Origin of the sequence: Parapedobacter flavus (genome assembly GCF_035818675.1) — a bacterium.
Lineage (GTDB): Bacteria > Bacteroidota > Bacteroidia > Sphingobacteriales > Sphingobacteriaceae > Parapedobacter > Parapedobacter flavus.
Genome location: NZ_JAYKZZ010000017.1, coordinates 135,888 through 153,853, shown reverse-complemented (window position 1 = coordinate 153,853; position 17,966 = coordinate 135,888). Strand labels below are relative to the sequence as shown.

Annotated in this window: 16 protein-coding genes; 12 read left to right on the top strand and 4 right to left on the bottom strand. The window is 50.6% G+C overall.

Annotated features, from left to right (window positions below):
* Positions 1–14 precede the first annotated feature (14 nt).
* A complete protein-coding gene (locus U9S71_RS15055; RefSeq protein ID WP_326328386.1) occupies positions 15–623 on the bottom strand; it encodes a polysaccharide deacetylase family protein in 609 nt (202 codons plus the stop codon).
* A gap of 53 nt (positions 624–676) precedes the next feature.
* Here U9S71_RS15055 and U9S71_RS15050 point away from each other — a divergent pair, with 53 nt between their 5' ends.
* A complete protein-coding gene (locus U9S71_RS15050) occupies positions 677–2,062 on the top strand; it encodes a TolC family protein (protein ID WP_326328384.1) in 1,386 nt (461 codons plus the stop codon).
* Between the two features lie 30 nt (positions 2,063–2,092).
* A complete protein-coding gene (locus U9S71_RS15045; RefSeq protein WP_326328382.1) occupies positions 2,093–3,457 on the top strand; it encodes an efflux RND transporter periplasmic adaptor subunit in 1,365 nt (454 codons plus the stop codon).
* Between the two features lie 18 nt (positions 3,458–3,475).
* Here the strand turns inward: U9S71_RS15045 and U9S71_RS15040 are convergent, their stop codons facing one another.
* Entirely contained in the window at positions 3,476–3,751 is a 276-nt protein-coding gene (locus tag U9S71_RS15040) for a helix-turn-helix domain-containing protein (RefSeq protein WP_326328380.1), read from the bottom strand.
* A gap of 295 nt (positions 3,752–4,046) precedes the next feature.
* Between U9S71_RS15040 and U9S71_RS15035 the strand changes: the two genes are divergently transcribed.
* The 10 genes from U9S71_RS15035 to cysM all read left to right on the top strand — a co-directional run bounded on the left by U9S71_RS15035 (position 4,047) and on the right by cysM (position 15,114).
* Positions 4,047–4,292, top strand: a complete 246-nt coding sequence (locus U9S71_RS15035) for a hypothetical protein (protein ID WP_326328378.1) — start codon at positions 4,047–4,049, stop codon at positions 4,290–4,292.
* 139 nt (positions 4,293–4,431) lie between these two features.
* Positions 4,432–5,619: an HlyD family secretion protein gene (locus U9S71_RS15030; RefSeq protein WP_326328376.1), complete on the top strand. Its 1,188-nt coding sequence runs from the start codon at positions 4,432–4,434 to the stop codon at positions 5,617–5,619.
* A gap of 34 nt (positions 5,620–5,653) precedes the next feature.
* A complete protein-coding gene (locus U9S71_RS15025; protein WP_326328375.1) occupies positions 5,654–7,849 on the top strand; it encodes a peptidase domain-containing ABC transporter in 2,196 nt (731 codons plus the stop codon).
* A 3-nt stretch (positions 7,850–7,852) separates the two neighbouring features.
* Complete coding sequence (locus U9S71_RS15020) at positions 7,853–8,209, top strand: hypothetical protein (RefSeq protein ID WP_326328373.1); 357 nt, start codon at positions 7,853–7,855, stop codon at positions 8,207–8,209.
* A 42-nt stretch (positions 8,210–8,251) separates the two neighbouring features.
* Entirely contained in the window at positions 8,252–9,106 is an 855-nt protein-coding gene (locus tag U9S71_RS15015; protein WP_326328371.1) for a hypothetical protein, read from the top strand.
* 310 nt (positions 9,107–9,416) lie between these two features.
* Positions 9,417–9,782 carry a hypothetical protein gene (locus U9S71_RS15010; protein WP_326328369.1) on the top strand — a complete coding sequence of 122 codons (366 nt, stop codon included), beginning with the start codon at positions 9,417–9,419 and terminating at the stop codon, positions 9,780–9,782.
* A 120-nt stretch (positions 9,783–9,902) separates the two neighbouring features.
* Positions 9,903–10,427 (top strand): ferritin, encoded by a 525-nt coding sequence (locus U9S71_RS15005; protein WP_326328367.1) that lies wholly within the window; start codon positions 9,903–9,905, stop codon positions 10,425–10,427.
* Between the two features lie 174 nt (positions 10,428–10,601).
* Positions 10,602–13,322, top strand: coding sequence for an outer membrane beta-barrel protein (locus U9S71_RS15000; RefSeq protein ID WP_326328365.1), 2,721 nt, complete (start codon positions 10,602–10,604; stop codon positions 13,320–13,322).
* A 91-nt stretch (positions 13,323–13,413) separates the two neighbouring features.
* Positions 13,414–14,238 carry a serine O-acetyltransferase gene (locus U9S71_RS14995; RefSeq protein ID WP_326328363.1) on the top strand — a complete coding sequence of 275 codons (825 nt, stop codon included), beginning with the start codon at positions 13,414–13,416 and terminating at the stop codon, positions 14,236–14,238.
* Positions 14,239–14,241: 3 nt separating this feature from the next.
* A complete protein-coding gene (cysM, locus tag U9S71_RS14990; protein ID WP_326328362.1) occupies positions 14,242–15,114 on the top strand; it encodes a cysteine synthase CysM in 873 nt (290 codons plus the stop codon).
* Here the strand turns inward: cysM and U9S71_RS14985 are convergent.
* Both U9S71_RS14985 and tatA read right to left on the bottom strand, forming a co-directional pair.
* A complete protein-coding gene (locus U9S71_RS14985) occupies positions 15,111–17,375 on the bottom strand; it encodes a Tex family protein (protein WP_326328360.1) in 2,265 nt (754 codons plus the stop codon). The two genes, cysM and U9S71_RS14985, sit on opposite strands and share 4 nt — an antisense overlap.
* Before the next feature lie 6 nt (positions 17,376–17,381).
* A complete protein-coding gene (tatA, locus tag U9S71_RS14980) occupies positions 17,382–17,858 on the bottom strand; it encodes a twin-arginine translocase TatA/TatE family subunit (protein ID WP_326328359.1) in 477 nt (158 codons plus the stop codon).
* Positions 17,859–17,966 lie beyond the last annotated feature (108 nt).

The window sequence follows — 17,966 nt, the reverse complement described above, 5'->3', positions numbered from 1 at the left end:
CGGTCAGGACGCATTCATAACACCGCAAACGTATATCCTTGGCCCAGCCAATGCTCAATAGCGCGCGGTAGGGCATATGTAATGCGTGGCGCAGCCTTGATATTGTCATGGAAAACGACGATAGAGCCGTTGCGCGTGTGCTTGATGACGTTTTGTAAGCATTTATCCGGACTGAGGCCGATGTCAAAATCACCGCTTAATACGTCCCACATGATGATATCATACGTTTCCTGTAGCCGTTTGTACTGCGAGCGGCGCCCGCGCCCGTACGGTGGCCGAAATAAATTGGTATGCGTGAGTTGCTGGCAGCGATCTGCATTTTGAAGGTAAATATCATCTGGCGTTTGCCAGCCATTGAGGTGGTTGTAAGTATGATTACCAATCCGATGGCCATTTTCCACCAAGCGATCGAACAATTCAGGATGTTTTTTTATATTTTCGCCAACACAGAAGAAGGTAGCCTTGATGTCGTATTTTTTTAAGGTATTTATAACGAATGGTGTAACATCCGGTATCGGCCCATCGTCAAAGGTGAGAAAAATGCATTTCTCCGCCCGGCTTCGATGCCAGGTAAGTGTGGGGTAAAACCACTTGAGCAATACGGGCGGACGGACAGTATACATAGTGCGTTTACAAAAGAAACAAATAAAGATCACATATTGAAAAAGTGAAAGGAATGAAGAAAAGTTTCCTATACTTCGCATATTTCATGGCCGGTTGCTGCTTGGTGCTGCTGGCGCCTTCGCGTAGCGCTGCGCAGAAATTGGTGCCTATTAAAGTGGCCATTTACCATGCGCTCGATAATAACCTGCAAGTGAAGCAAGCCCGGTTCCAGGCGGCGTTATCTGAAGAAGACCTGAAACAGGCCAAGAGCCAATTTTATCCCACGCTGAATGCCGACGTAAATGGAAGTATGCGATTCGGACGCTATTTCGATCAATATACCGCCCAACTGGTGCCTTCGGTGAATACAGCCAGCGGCGGTATCTCAACAGACATTCCGATTTTCCAGGGCTTTCAGCGCATCAACCAAATACGGGCAAACAAAAGCCAGCTTGCGGCCGACCAAAGTAATGTGGAAAAGGCCAAGAACGACCTCGTATTGTCGGTCGCCACAACCTATCTGGAGGCACTGACGAACCAGGACCTGCTTACCGCGGCAGAACAGCAGTTGAAGCTGTCGCAACGGCAGCTGGAGGTAGCAAACGCCAATTACGAAGTAGGGAACAATACCCTGGCCGACCTGTCGCAGGCCAAAAGCCAGGTGGCAACAGATGAATTGAATGTAACTTCTGCAAGAAATGCCTACGAGCTTTCGATGCTGAATCTGAAGCAACTGATGGAGATGGATCCGGCCGAAGACATCGTGCTAGAGAAACCCGACATTGAATTGATCGAGCAGACCGCTGTTGTTTATGATGCCCGGGAGGTATTCGCTACGGCATTGGCTGCCCAACCCGATATCCGGGCAGCGGAGTTTTCAACGGAGGCGGCCAAGGCAAACGTCGCTATTGCGAAGGGGGGCTATTATCCCACGTTGGGTTTCGGTGCGGGCTACAGTACTAGTGTCTCTTCGGTGGCATCCAAGCTTGTTGGGGTGGACGCAAACAACGAGCCGATTTACGAGCGCGTGAATTTCGGTGACCAGCTAAAGGAAAACGAGAGTCCCTACATTGGTTTGAGCTTGAGGATCCCCATTTTCAACCGGTTTCAAACGCGCACCAGTGTAAATAAAGCGAAGATAAATTACCAGTACGCGTTGACGAATGAACAGCTGGCGAAAAATAACTTGAATAAAATCATTGCCCAGGCGGTGCTCGATCTGCGCGCGGCGAAAACGCGTTACCATTCCACAGAAACCGCTTTCGCGTCCGCAAAAGATGCCTTTGAGGTCATTAGTCAGCGGTATGACGTGGGCTTGGCCAACTCGGTGGAACTATTTACCGCACAGACCACCATGAATAGGGCGGAATTTGATCACATCCAGGCACGGTACGACATTTTGTTCCGTAGCAAGGTGATCGATTTCTATTTGGGCAATGAGATTAATTTTGAAAACTGAATATATAAACAACCAAATCATAGATAAACGATGGCAAAGAAGAAAAATACGCTAAAGTATGTGTTAATCGGTGCTGCAGTCCTGTTGGTATTCGTTATCATCGCGAATAAAATGGGATGGATCGGCCAAGGTGATGTGATCAAGGTTGCAACAGACAAAGCAGAGAAGAAGACCGTCAACGAACAGGTCTCTGCCAGTGGTAAGATACAGCCCGAGGTAGAGGTGAAGCTAAGTTCCGAAGTGTCGGGCGAAATTGTAGAGCTAACGGTAAACGAAGGTGACGTGGTGTCCAAGGGTCAAATCCTTTGTCGCATACGGCCCGATATCCTCCAGTCGGGGTATGAGCGGGCAGTAGCATCGTTGAATGCGCAAAAGGCGAGTTTGGCCATGGCACAACAACAGTTGAAGCAGCAGGAAATCAATTTCGCCAACCTCGAAGCCAACTACAACCGGAACAAGGAATTGTTTGACAAGAAGGTGATATCGGCAGCCGAGTTTGACCAGGTACGGGCGGATTATGAGAGTGCCCGTGCAACGTTGGAAGCCCAACGGCAGAATGTGCTGGTTACCAAATACGGCATTGACCAATCGGAAGCATCGGTAAAGGAGGCCGGCGATAATTTGGCCCGTACAACGATTTACGCCCCCGTAGACGGTGTGATATCGATCTTGCAGGTAGAACTTGGCGAACGTGTGGTAGGTACGGCACAGATGGCGGGCACCGAAATTATGCGTATTGCCAACATGGACGCTATGGAGGTCGTGGTGGAGGTTAATGAAAATGACATCAACCGTGTAGCACTCGATAATGAGGCGACTATTGAGATAGATGCATTCCAGGACCGGAAATTCAAGGGTGTTATCACTGAGATCGCCAGCTCGTCTACCACGGCCGCTACGGCGAGTGGCACAGCGGGCACCGACCAAGTAACGAACTTCAATGTGAAGGTGCGCATATTACCCGAGTCGTACGATGACCTGCTGAAGGAAGATCTCGAAAACCCATCGCCCTTCCGTCCGGGATTGTCTGCCACGGTAGATATCCACACCCAAAAGGACAATGGTTTGGCTATTCCTATCCAAGCTGTGACCACGCGTGAAGCTCCTAGCGCCAACGGGGCCGATACGACCGCAACAGCAGATACGGCCGCGGTGGATAAGCCGGCCATGGGCGGCGATAAAAAGGCGAACGAATATGTCTTTGTGTATGACGAACAAAGCAATACAGTGAAACAGGTAGCGGTGACGACGGGTATCCAGGACGATATGTATATCCGCGTGCTATCGGGGCTCAACGAAGGCGATGAGGTGGTCTCCCGACCATTCAATGCCATTACCAAAACCCTGAAAGACGGCAGTAAAGTAGAAAAAGTAGATAAAAACAGCCTGTTTTAACGGCCGTTTCATACTGCGTCAGTGCATAGCACGTTTGGCGATGGGATCGATACGTAGTTGAACGATTCCATCGTTTTCATTTTCAAGCAATGCGGTGCAGTCTACGTCCAATACATCGGCAATCTGGAACAGACGCTCTAAAGACAGTTTGTGGAACCCTAGTTCGAGCTTGCTGTACGCATTTTGGGATATCCCTATTTTGCGTGCTACGTAATCTTGGGTATAGTTGCGGTATTCCCGGACGCGCCGGATGTTGCTGGCAACACTTTTCGCTTTGGCGATAGGTTTCATCATATCGTGGTCATCCATTCATAGGGGTTCATAAGCAGTGATGCAAAGTAATAAGCCTAATTGGTATCCGGGTTAGTTTATCCTGTTTATTTCGTTCATAAAAAGGCAGGTCGCTATATTTATTGTATTCCTACCGGTTATATTTTATTCCTTTCAGTTGTTTGATTTACAGGTGTTAATGCATGATTTCCGTCATAAAATGGCGTTCTTTGTGATGACGATGCACCGAGCTGTTGTCAAAAAGGGGATGCTGAAAACCTTTCAATCGAGTAGGCGCTAATTAAAACTTACATTATCTATGAAGCTTCAAGAATTGAACGAGCAGGAGTTGAAAGCCACCAATGGTGGGTTGTTGGGATTGTTTAATGGTCCGTTGGTTGGTGGCCTAGCGGTAGGCGACCTGTTGTCGCTGACGGTGGTTGGAACCGATGATCAAATCGATGCTAATGCAAGTGTTAACCTGAACGGGTTGGCAGGCGGATTGGGCGGCGGCAACCTTCTTGGTGGTCTCTTAGGTGGTTTATTAGGCGGTATCAGCTTATAAGCCGATTGCTCACCTGCAAGGAGTGATAGGCGACAGTTCTGTCATGCAGGGTTGACTAAAAGGAGGGATACACATATCCCTCTTTTTTTTATCGATTAGCCTTGGGTAGGCGTTCCATATACTATACATCGAAGATAACATGGCAAAAAAGCTGTTTCCGGCTGAAATCGTCGAATTTACGGCAGAGTACCATTTTAATAGGCACAACCCACGTACCCTCATCGTGTACCAGCTTCTACTACTGTTGGTGATTGGTGCTATTGTTTCCTTGTTTCTGGTAAAGATCGACGTCAGCGTGAAAGGAACGGGAGTGCTACGTGCCGTGCAGGAAGACCATGTCATCAAAGCGATTGTTTCGGGTCGTATAGAAGAGGTATTCGTAGCCGAAAACCAACGCGTTGAGGCCGGACAGGTACTGGCAAGGATACGGACGGATATCCTCGATCAGGAAGAGCATCTGCTGCTATCACAGCGGTCCGACTTGGGTAGCCAGCTGGACGACTTGCATAAACTTACCCACATGCTCCAGCAGCGGAACGTGACGCGACGCCCTACATTGGCCTCGGCGATGTATGGCCAGCAGTTCACATTATTCTGGCAGCGGGTATCTAAATTGCAGAACCAACTTGATCTGGCCGAAAAGAATTTCGAACGGTACAGCCAATTGTATGATAACCGGGTGATTTCTTCAGCCGAATATGATGAAGCAAACTATACTTACCAACAAGCCAAATCCGAATTGGAACTGGCTTATGACGAGCAGGCATCACTATGGCAGCAGGACTTGAATAGCCTTCGCTTGAAAACGGGTGAATTGGGGACGCGGATAAACCAGGTAAACAAAGAGCAGGAGCTGTACGTGCTGCAGGCGCCGGCATCAGGCACCCTGCAATCCGTGAAGGGACTGCGGCAGGGGAGTATGATTAGTGCAAACGAGGTGCTCGCTGAGGTGTCGCCCGATTCGGGACTGATTGCCGAGGCGTATATCCTGCCGAAGGATATCGGTTACCTGCATACAGGCACGCCGGTGAAACTTCAAGTCGAGGCATATGATTATAACCAATGGGGGATGGCCACAGGCGAGATTACGTCGATTTCGGCCGATATCTTCACCGACCGTGGGCAGCCCTATTTTAAAGTGCGCTGCTTGCTTAATGAAGACAAGCTGATGCTCAAAAATGGGTATGAGGGCAAACTACATAAGGGGATGACGTTGCAGGCGCGATTTTTCGTAACGCGACGCACCCTCTTTCAATTGATATATGACAAGGCAGATGATTGGCTGAATCCGAATATCATATCGGCTCAACAACAGGCCGCACGTTGAACATATGGGTAGTGATGATTAAGCATGGCAAAAGATGAAAAGATTGAGACGCGTAAGAATCAAACAGCATGACATTGCCGACTGTGCGGCGGCGTGCTTGGCATCTGTATTGGCATGGTACAGGCGCGATGTACCCATCGCCCGTATCCGGCAGTATGCTTCGACAGACCAGAAAGGCACGACCGCATGGGGTATTATCCAAGCGGCCAAGAAGCTGAATCTTTCGGCCAAGGGTGTGCGTGGCGACCTCGAAGCATTGCCCGATATCCCATTGCCGGCGATTGCCCACGTGGTGGTGCGTCAACGATTACAGCATTATGTGGTTATTTATGGGGTGTCGAAGACCGATGTGCAGGTAATGGATCCCGCCACGGGAACAGTAGATAGGGTGCCGCTTTCTACCTTCAAGGAGAGCTGGACCGGCGTGCTGATTCTCCTCAGTCCGGATGATGGCTTTCGACCCGGCAGCGAGAAAGTGAGCGTGGCCAGCCGTTTCATGTACTTGTTGAAACCCCATAGGGCCATCCTTTGGCAAGTGCTCACGGGCGCGTTATTGTTTACCGTGCTGGGCTTGTCTACTTCTATTTTCTTACAAAAGATCGTGGACCATGTGATTCCCGATGGAAATCGCAACCTCCTCAATCTGATGGGGATTGCCATGGTGTCCATTTTGGTGGTGAAACTGATCATCAACCATGCCCGTACCATCCTCACCATCAATACCGGACAGCAGATCGACGCTCGGCTTATCTTGGGGTATTACAAGCACCTGCTGCGGTTGCCGCAGGCGTTTTTTGATAACATGCGCGTAGGCGAGATCATATCGAGAATGAATGATGCGGTGAAAATCAGGGCGTTCGTGAATGATGTGTTGGTCGGCTTGGCCGTCAATGTCTTCATCGTGGTGTTTTCATTTGCGCTGATGTTTACTTATTATTGGAAATTGGCGCTTGTATTGTTGTTGGTGGTGCCTTTGTTTTCCATCATCTATTATTTCGCAAACCGGCTGCACCGGAAGACACAACGAAAACTCATGGAGGATTCGGCCGATCTGGAAGCCCAATTGGTCGAATCGGTCAATGCCGCCCGTACCATCAAGCGTTTCGGATTGGAGGAGTTTGCCAACTTCAAAACAGAAACCCGTTTTATTCAGTTGCTCAAGAGCGTTTACGCATCGTCCACGAACTCCCTGTGGATAGGGAATGCCAACGGGCTGGTGGCCGGCTTGTTTACGGTGGTTTTATTGTGGTTGGGTACGTTATTCGTGCTCGATAAAATCATTACGCCAGGCGAACTGCTCTCATTCTACGCTATTTTAGGGTATTTTATCGGTCCGGTGGGTAGCCTGATCGGAATGAATAAAACCATCCAAGACGCCGTAATCGCGGCCGACCGCCTTTTTGAGGTAATGGACCTGGAGCGCGAGGAAAGCGAGAATCAGAGCGATCTGACCACTGAGATGGTCGGCGACCTGACGTTTGCGGATGTGAAATTCCAATATGGCACGCGCACAACAGTTTTTGAAAAGTTCAACCTACAGATTCCGAAAGGTAAGGTTACCGCAATAGTAGGTGAGAGCGGTTCGGGGAAAACCACGTTGCTTTCGTTGCTGCATAATATGTATCCGATCCAAGGAGGTAAAATAACGGTTGGCGATTTTGACGTACGTTACCTCACGCACGACAGCCTTCGGCGGTTGGTAGGGGTCGTACCGCAGGAGGTTCATCTTTTCGCCGGTAATATCGTGCAGAACATTGCCATCGGCGATTTGTCGCCCGATATGAACGAAATCATGAGGCTGTGCAAGGAATTAGATATGCTGTCGTTCATCGAGCAGCTTCCTGCGGGACTTAACACCTATATCGGCGAGAACGGCACGCAGCTTTCCGGAGGGCAACGGCAGCGGATTGCCATTGCGCGGGCACTTTACCGCCATCCCGAGGTGCTTATCCTGGATGAGGCTACTTCGTCGCTCGACTCGATCTCGGAAAGCCACGTGCAACGTACCATTGCCGATTTTAACAAGGTGGGTAAAACCGTGATCATTATTGCACACCGCCTCAGTACGGTGATGAATGCCGATAAAATTGCAGTGCTCTATAAAGGCACCCTCGTGGAAGAAGGCCATCACTCAAGCCTGATGAATATAAAAGGGCATTACTACAATATGTGGCAGCAGCAGTTCCCGCCCGAGTTTGCCCTATTGAGTAAGCCATTGCCACGAAATTAACGGGTGACAGTATTTCACTTTGATTACGCAAACGAAGGGTTGTTTTACGGGGTGCTCGCTGCGCGAGGGGCTTGTTGCATTTGCCCGCAAGGCGTTTTGTCGCTGGCCGCGACAGGGCTTTGTTCTTTGGCTTGCCCCAAAGAACCAAAACGCAAGGCTGTGCCGCATTTGTCGTTCCGGCTGCGCGCTGGTGCAATGGTGCGAACCTTAGGCCGCCCGCGCTTATGGCCCACCCGATGGCTGGGTTCCGCTTGTTGGGGGGGTACCCCATCGTTCAGGCAACTCACCCCCACGGCCTGCACGTCCAACTGCGCCAAGGCCGATCCTACATCCGAACGGACGTGGCTGCTAATGGCCTAACGGAGCTTCCATGGACCCAGATCGTCTTTTCTCTTGGCGAGCATGGCCGCGACAGGGCTTTGTTCTTCGGCTTGCCCCAAAGAACCAAAACGCAAGGCTGTGCCGCATTTGTCGTTCCGGCTACGCGCTGGTGCAATGGTGCGAACCTTAGGCCGCCAGCGCTTATGGCCCACCCGATGGCTGGGTTCCGCTTATTTGGGTGCTTACCCCGTCGTTCCTGCAATGCACCGCCACGGCCTGCACGTCCAACTGCGCCAAGGCCGATCCTCCCTCCGACCGGACGTGGCTGCAAATGGCCAAACGGAGCTACCCTGGACCCCGATCGTCATTTCTCCTGGCGAGCATGGCCGCGACAGGGCTTTGTTCTTTGGCTTGCCCCACAGAACCAAAACGCAAGGCTGTGCCGCATTTGTCGTTCCGGCTGCGCGCTGGTGCAATGGCGCGAACCCTAGGCCGCCAGCGCTAATAGCCTACCCAATGGCTGGGTTCCGCTTATTTGGGTGCTTACCCCGTCGTTCCTGCAATGCACCGCCACGGCCTGCACGTCCAACTGCGCCAAGGCCGATCCTACTCCGAACGAACGTGGCTGCCAGTATCCAAACGGAGCTATCACAGACCCCGATCGTCATACCCATGGCGAAGCCATCCGTAGATACCAGATCGAACGCGGACGGCCTAGCCTGCGGAGGCCGCAACCGGCAGCCAGGCATGCCCCACCCCGTATACCGGGCGAAGCCACCGTACATCCAGCGAACCGACGAACGAAGGGGTGGGTTGGCGCATGGGGGTGGCTTCGGTTTGCTGCGGCGCATGCGGCAACGGGTTGCAACGGAGCAGGCAAGCCGAAGCACCTTGGGCACTTGGGTGCACTCCAAGTGCCATGCCCCCGCGGCATAGAGCGGAAAGAGGAAGTCGCCCCCGCGGCATAGAGCGGAAAAAAGAAAGGAAGTCGCCTCCGCGGCGAAGGAGCGGAAAGAAGAAATCGCCTCCGGGGCATAGAGGGGTAACAAGAAAGAAAATCAATTTCGCGGCTAAAGAACGGAAAAAAAGCACAGCGAGAGAACGGTGAGGACAAGCAAAGAAGTTGCCTCGGCAAGAGAGAGTGGTAAGAAAAAGAAATCACCCTAGGAAGACCAATAACAATTTTAGTTGGACTGATTATAAATAATATGTATATTCGCCTCCGATTATTGACATGGAATAAACAATGGTTTGCCCGCTAGCTCATTTCGAAGAAATATATAAAACCCAGCATGGGGCTGTATATCAATGCAGCAGGAAGAATTGCTATTGGTTGGAATTTGCCGGCGATACCACAGCGTTTAGGGTGGGCGACTTCTTTAATTTCAAAAAGCGGATCGATGCCATCGACCTGTCGGCCATGATTATCGATTCATCACGGACTGCTGATTTTACGATTGTCATGCCATTCCGTACACCTCGTTGTTTCGTTTTGGATGTAAACGATGTGCTGAACCTCCGTGAATTGCTGGATGGCGCCAAGTTTATGATTGAGCTCAATAGTGTCGTCAATGCCTGCCTCCAAGGGGCTTCTGCCAGCGCCCGCGCATAATTTAGACTGAATTCGTATTGCTTTTATTTTGTGGTGTTTACCGCTTAGTTTGTGTATTTTTGTACCATAAGCTCGGGTAAGCCGTTGCTTGTTTGTTGAAATCGAAAAACAAAGGATATCATGAAAGATTTATTAAGATTGAAAACTTCGTTGAACGAAGAAATCGAAACCATATTGAATGCACAGATTAAGGTAGAAGCACATTCGTCGTCCGTTTACCTGGCGATGTCGGCTTGGTGCGACGACCAGGGGTATGACTTCAGCGCCACCTTTTTTGCTGAGCAATCGGAAGAAGAGCGGAAGCACATGATGAAACTTTTCAATTATGTGAATGACCGGGGCGGAAAGGCAATCTCACCGGAGATCACCAACATTCCGGCCGATTTCGAATCGTTCCGTTCGGTATTTGAGGAAATGCTCGAACAGGAAATGTATGTGACGCAGCAGTTTAACAATATCGCCGACAAATGCATCAAATTGAAGGACTTTGTGACCTTTCAATTTGTACAGTGGTTCCTTGAGGAACAGATTGAAGAAGAATATGTGGCACGCCGCATATTGGATATGTTTGACGTAATCGGTGAAGAGGGTGTTGGCCGATGGGAAATTGACAAGCATATACCTAAAGTACAGTACGATGGTTAATATGCTAGCCGTTAGCAAGTAGGATATTCGGGCTGCCTTTTTTAAAGAGGCAGCCCGATTTTTTTTGCACACATACGGATTATGTACTATCTTTCGTTCTTTATAAAGGGTGGGGCGGGGATTGTTGTTTGTATCCACGTAATCCACGTCTGATTCATTTATTGTTACGAAAAGTTGCCATCGATAGCACCACATAAGCTCCTCGTTTTTGCCTTCCTTTTTGTATCGTTGCAGGCTTTCACACAGCATCAACGAAAGGAAATAAGCGGCCTTGTTATCGATACGGCGGGTACGCCGTTGGTTGGCGTCAATGTGCGATTAACCACCATATTGGATACGATGCTATCCGTAACCAACGATCATGGCCAGTTTAGCTTTTCCGATATCATTGGCCCCGAGTTCAGGTTGAGCTTTAGCATGATCGGGCACAAAATATTAGACCGCACTTATGCCAATAATTTTCCGAGTACAACCATGCAGCTGTTGCCAACCGTGCTGCCACCCCAGCGAACACTATTGGCGGAGATTGTCATTAATAGGGTGCAACCGATCGTCCTCAAGGAAGATACAATACAGTATAACCTGGAAGCCTATAACATCCGGGAAAACGCGTTGTTGGAAGAGGCATTGAAACTACTTCCCAACATGCAAGTAAGGCGGGATGGTAAGGTCTTCGCACAAGGGAAACTCATCAGCCGCGTGCAGGTAGACGGCAAGAATTTCTTCGGCGGCGACGTGCCAACGGCAACCCGCAATCTCCCCGCGGGGTTCATCCTGTCCGTACAGGTGATTGATTATTATGGCGACATGGCCAACACCACGGGTGTAAAAGACACCGAATCGGAGAAAATACTCAACATTGTGTTGAAAGAGGACAGCAAGCGGATCCTATTTGGCCAGGTAACGGGCGGTGGCGGTACGGAAAAGCGCTACATCGGGAGTATGGGGCTGAATAACTTCAATGATGGGCAAGAGTTTTCCGTTTTGGGCTCGTTTAACAATACCAATACCAGCCTCTTTAGCTATGGGGTGCCGAGTGGTGCAGGTACGCGCGACCGGGGAAGCATGGACCTTACGGGCATGACAGATCCCGTAGACGGCGTGAATACCACCAATTCGGCCAGTGTTAGTTACTCCGATGATTTATCCGACAAGGTAAGCGTTTATGGCAGGTACACCTACACGAATAGAAAAAACCATACCATCGGTCAGTCGGTGTTGACGAGCCACTTCGATTTTTACGAAATCATCAACCAGGAAGAGCGGGAGCTCGTTACGGATAACATCAACCATTTGATGGCCTGGGATATAGAAGCCCAGTTGGATAGCCGGAACTATTTGAAAATAAGCCCGAACCTGACGTATCGTACCGTCAATACCACCAACCATAGCAACGATACCATTAAAAACCGCAACATCGTGAGCGAGCGGGTGTACCACGCTACGGATGAGGTGTCGACGCCCAATTTTGATATGGACGTCCTGTATTCCCGGATGTTTCATAAGCCCGGCAGGAAATTCGTACTCAACATGCAGGGTAAGTATGCCAGAGAGGATAAGTTGGAAGACGTAAATGATTATTTTGAGAGCATGAATGCGCATTCGGGACAACCCATTCAAGATGATGCGTATTACCTTGTCCAGCAGATAAACAGTGACAACCAAAGTCGCATAGGGCGGCTCAAGGCCTCTTTTGTGGAACCAATTGACAAATCGAGTATATTGGAGGTCAATTATGAGTACAACTACACGGCAATAGACAGCCGCAGGAGCGTATGGGATACCAACGAAGAAATGTTTGTCGATTCGCTGGGCGTAGACTACTCCTATTTCTTCGAAAGCAACCGGGTGGGCCTGAATTACCAAATGGAACAGAACACGCGGTTTAAATATACGCTGGGGTTTGCGGTACAACCGTTGCTGCTGCAAGGCCACATGCTCCATGCGGATACGTTGATTCAGCACCGAAATGTCAATATCATCCCGAGCGCGGGCTTCCGGTTCCGTATCAGTGAGGAGAGCGAACTGTCTGTCGAATATTTGGGTACCAACAACCAACCGAACTTTTCGCAGATACAGCCTATCCGTAACCTTACCAACTCACAGAATATTATCATTGGGAACGCCGATTTGAAAGCGGAGTTCGTCAACCGGTTGACCACCCGCTTCCGGCAAATTAAAATGGGCAAGAACCAGTTCTTCGAGGCCCAGCTGGCCTTCAATAAGATACAGAACAAAATCGTAACCAGCAGGTCGAATCCCAACGGTACGGTGCAGGAAACCAGTTTCCGTAATTCCAGTGGTTATTTTGACGCCAGGGGCTATTATATGTTCAGTACGCCGATCATCAATGGAGATTTCCAGCTGAATCTCAATGGTACCACCGACTATGTGAACAACATATCGTATATCAACGAGGAAAAAAATTATGGACGTAATTTCATTTACTCGCAAGCGATCCAAATGCGATTTATGCTTGAAGATATTATTGAAACTGAATTGAACACCGGCTACACGTTTAACCACACCCGTTATTCGCTGCGTAACAGCGAGGGCATCAATGCCAACTCATTTCTGGTAGGACTGGCCGCGAAGGGCTATCTTTCGGACAACTGGGCATTCGGATTTGATTTATCGCATCGGCTCAACAGCGGCTACAGTAGTTTTGTGAATGTAAACCCCACATTGCTCAATGCCTACCTCGAATGTACGTTTTTACCCAACAAGATGGCGCTGCTCCGGTTTCAGGGCTTTGACTTGTTTAACCAGAATACGGGTGTAACCCATGAAATTATGGGCTCTGACGCACTGTTTATGCGCAATAACCGGTTGGCAAGGTATTTTATGGTCTCGTTAAATATTCGCCTGCAAAAATATCCGTCGAAAAAATCATGATGCTGTTGCCGTCATTTAAAAAATGGATATTGTTGCCAACATGCAAATAATTTACGTCCTTAGTTGCCACTTATCATAACAGAAACGATTAATGACGGATACGATGAACGAAGCGTTTTTTCAACGACTATACGATAAACAAAGGGAAATCGCGGACGTGCCGCCCAACGGTGTGATTGCCGAATGGGCATTGCACCTGTTGGATTTGCTTTTTCCTGAACGGCAAACCCATCCCAACCGAGACGTGGAGCAACTTAAGGTGCAGTTTGGCCAATCGGAGGCAGACCTGCTCAACATTCTCAACCGCACAAAGGCGTGTGAAGCATGCAATCACGAGAAGGTTACCGGACGTTTTTACACGGCTTTGCCCGAACTGCAACGGGTTATGTACACCGATTCCGTGGCGTTATTCGAAGGGGACCCGGCGGCTACCAGCACCTTCGAGGTGATCCGTACCTATCCTGGATTCCTGGCCATTGCATTGTATCGCTTGGCCCATGCCCTGATGGACCTCGAAGTGCCGCTTTTACCACGGATACTGACGGAATATGCCCATTCGCAAACCGGTATAGACATCCACCCTGCAGCTACCATCGGCGAATACTTCTGCATCGACCACGGTACGGGCGTGGTGATCGGCGAAACGGCCGTGATAGGTAATCAGGTGAAAGTGTATCAGGGGGTTACCTTGGGGGCCATGAGCGTGGAGAAAATTTTGGCGAATACCAGGCGCCACCCCACTATTGAGGACCATGTGGTGATTTATGCCGGTGCAACGATTTTGGGTGGAGATACCGTCATCGGGCACGACAGTGTCATCGGTGGAAATGTTTGGCTTACCTCTAGCATACCACCTTACTCGACGGTTTATCACCAACCTACCGTGAAAATTGTAGACTCAAAGGCAATACATTAGGCTATGCATACATTGATTGATTGCGTGGGAAATACCCCAATGGTAAAACTTGAGAAACTAAACCCCAACCCGGAAGTGACGATTTACGTTAAATTGGAGGGTACCAATCCGGGGGGGAGCGTGAAAGATCGTGCAGCGCTCCATATGATACGAAGTGCGATAGACCGGGGCGATATTACCCCGGAAACGAAACTCATCGAAGCTACTAGCGGTAATACAGGTATTGCGTTGGCCATGATGGCGCGGGTTTTCGGGTTGTCTATCGAGTTGGTGATGCCATCGAGTTCCACACGGGAGCGAACGCTCACCATGGAAGCCTACGGAGCAAAGGTAACGCTGTTGGATACTATTGAGGCATGCCGTGATTATGCCGAAGAAAAGGGAGCCGGTCCCGATTATTATGTGTTCAACCAATTTGCGAACCCCGACAACTACCTTGCCCATTACCAAACCACGGGGCCGGAGATCTGGCGCGACACGGAAGGCGGAATCACCCACTTTGTGAGTGCCATGGGTACAACAGGCAGTATTATGGGCAATTCGATGTTCTTGAAAGAACAGAATCCAGCGGTGCAAATCGTGGGCTGCCAGCCGCTGGAGGGGTCGTCTATTCCAGGTATCCGTCGCTGGCCGACCGAATACCTGCCTAAAATCTACGACGCCCAGCGGGTCGATCGCGTGATGGATGTTTCGCAAGCAGATGCAACAGCAGCGGCGCGGCAATTGGCGCGGGAGGAGGGGATATTTGCGGGGATGAGCAGCGGCGGTGCAATGGCATGCGCGGTGCGGCTAGCCACCGAACTAGACTCGGGCGTCATTGTGTTTATCGCGTGCGACCGTGGCGACCGTTACCTTTCTAGTGACTTGTTCGGTTAGGACCCAAATTTACTTTTCAATGCCGCTAGTTTAGCGGCCATGTCGGTTTCCGCTTGGCGTGCTTTAGTAGGCTTGCGCTGCTTTTTCGGACGTTCGTTTTGTTTCTTGGGACGTTCGTTTTGTTTGGCTGCAGGACGCTCTTCCGTTTTCATGGAGAGGCTTATCCGGTTGCGTTTCTCGTCTACTTCGGTAACCGTTACCATCACCTTCTGCTGAACTTTTATCAATTCGTTGGGATCTTTTACAAAGCGGTTGGCCAGTTGGCTGAGGTGTACCAGCCCGTCTTGGTGTACGCCGATATCTACAAAAGCGCCGAAGTTGGTGATGTTCGTGACGATACCCGGTAGGCGCATGCCAATACGGAGGTCGGCAACACGGTTTACACCTTCTGTAAACGAAAAGGGCTCGAATTGCTCGCGCGGGTCCCGCCCCGGCTTGGCCAGCTCGGCCAGGATGTCGTGCAGCGTGGGCATACCCACATGTTCGCTGACGTATTTCTTTAGCTCAATCTGTTTACGGCGATGCTCGTCGCGTAGTAGGTCAGCCACCTCGCAGCCCAGATCAGCAGCCATTTGGGCAACCAAAGCGTAACGCTCGGGATGGACTGCGCTGGCATCTAGTGGATTCTGTGCGTTGCGTATCCGCAGGAAACCCGCAGCCTGTTCAAAGGCTTTTTCGCCGAGCCGTGGCACCTGCTTCAGCGATTCGCGGTTGCGGAATGCGCCGTGCGCCTGGCGGAAGTTGATGATTTGCTGCGCCAGTGATGGTCCCAGACCGGAGATGTAGGATAGGATTTCTTTGGAAGCGGTATTGAGTTCGACCCCCACAGCGTTGACACAGCTGACAACGGTGTCATCTAGCGAGTGCTGTAACTTCGATTGGTCAACATCGTGCTGATACTGGCCCACGCCGATGGACTTCGGGTCTATTTTGACCAGTTCGGCCAACGGGTCCATGAGCCGGCGGCCAATGGATACGGCACCGCGAACGGTGACATCATGGTCGGGAAATTCGGCTCGGGCGGTATCGGAAGCCGAATAGATAGAGGCTCCGCTTTCGTTCACCATCACCACGGCAACGTTGGGGATGTCCAGCTTACGCACAAAGGCTTCTGTTTCACGTCCGGCCGTGCCATTACCAATGGCGATTGCCTGCAACTGGTGCTTTTCGATCAGCGTGTGGATGGTTTTAGCGGCCTGTTCAGCTCCCCCGGTACCGGTATGGAGGAACAGCGTCGTGTTTTCGAGCAATGCGCCCTGTTCGTCAAGACAAACGGTTTTGCAGCCGGTGCGGAAGCCGGGGTCGATGGCCATGAGGCGTTTCTGCCCCAGCGGGGCTGCCAATAGCAATTGCCTTACGTTGCCGGCGAATACCCGTATAGCCTCCTCGTCGGCACGTTGGCGTGTAAGCATACGTACCTCGGTTTCCATGGCCGGTTTGAGGAGCCGCTTGTATCCATCGAGCATGGCCATACGCACCTGTGTACTGGCTTCGCCTGCACCTTTAACGTAGGCATTGTCCAATAAAGGGAGCACGTCGGTCTCGGGTACTTCGATATCCAAGTAGAGCAGCTCTTCTTTTTCGCCACGGCGCATGGCCAGTATGCGGTGGGAGGGGGCTGTTTTCAGTGGCTCCGTCCACTCGTGGTAATCCTTGTACTTTAATGCCTCTTCCTCTTTGCCGGGCACCACCCGGGCTGCGAACGTTCCTTTTTCTAGAAAGACCTGCCGTGTTTTGGCTCGTATTGCGGCGTCTTCGGCAATGGTTTCCGCAATGATATCGCGGGCTCCAGCCAATGCGTCTTCCACATCGTTTACCGATTTTGCGTCGTCTACGTATGCACTGGCGGCTTCGCGGACGTCCGTACCGTCTTGGCGCATCACCAGCTGAGCAAGAGGCTCTAAACCGCGATCGCGCGCTACACTAGCACGGGTTTTCCGTTTCGGCCGATAGGGGAGGTAAATATCTTCCAGCGCAGCCATCGTTTCGGCAGCTCGTACCTTTTCCTCCAATTCGGAAGTCAGCTTACCTTGGTCGACTAGCGATTTGAGAATAGCCTCCCGACGCTTGTCGAGTTCGCGCAACTGGTGGAGGCGATCGCGTATTTGGGCGAGTTGTACTTCGTCGAGGCTACCCGTCATCTCTTTGCGATAGCGGGATATAAATGGGATGGTGGCTCCGTCATCGAGGAGCGAAATGGCTGTACTTACCTGCCGTGCCGACAACGCAAGTTCTTGGCCAATACGGATGTGATGGCTCATATTCCCTTAGGGGTTCTTTTCTTCACTAACCGGTTGTTGTGGGTTTTTCTCCGGTGCGGATGATGTATTGTTGCTGTCAGTACTTACCTCCGCATTTTCGCCAGCGTTGTGGTCGTTGTGGTAATAGGGTCCCTCGCTGCCGTAGTAGTCGGGCTCACGACTGGGGTCGGGGTTATGCTGGTACGTTCCCGCGGGTGCCGTGGGGTTATTCTCATTCAGCTTCTTCGGCTCGTGGTCTTCCACAATAACATCCTTCACGTCAATAGCATCCTTCACATCCAGATCCTTCTCGAAGTTGTTGATTTGGTCGCTGATGTCGCGCTTGATGGTTTCCGAAGCATCTTTAAATTCACGTATGCCACGGCCCAGCCCGCGTGCCAATTCCGGAAGCTTTTTACCACCGAATAATAGCAAGGCCACGAATACGATGAGCATCATCTCACTCGTTCCAATGTTTAAGAATGCAATTACTGTACTCAACATAACAATAGCTCAATTTTCCATCCGCTAAGGTAGGGGTAAATTTTTTTATATCCATGGGTCGCCTTGTTTTTCCGCATATAATTGGTTAAAAAGCCACTTCACGCAAGG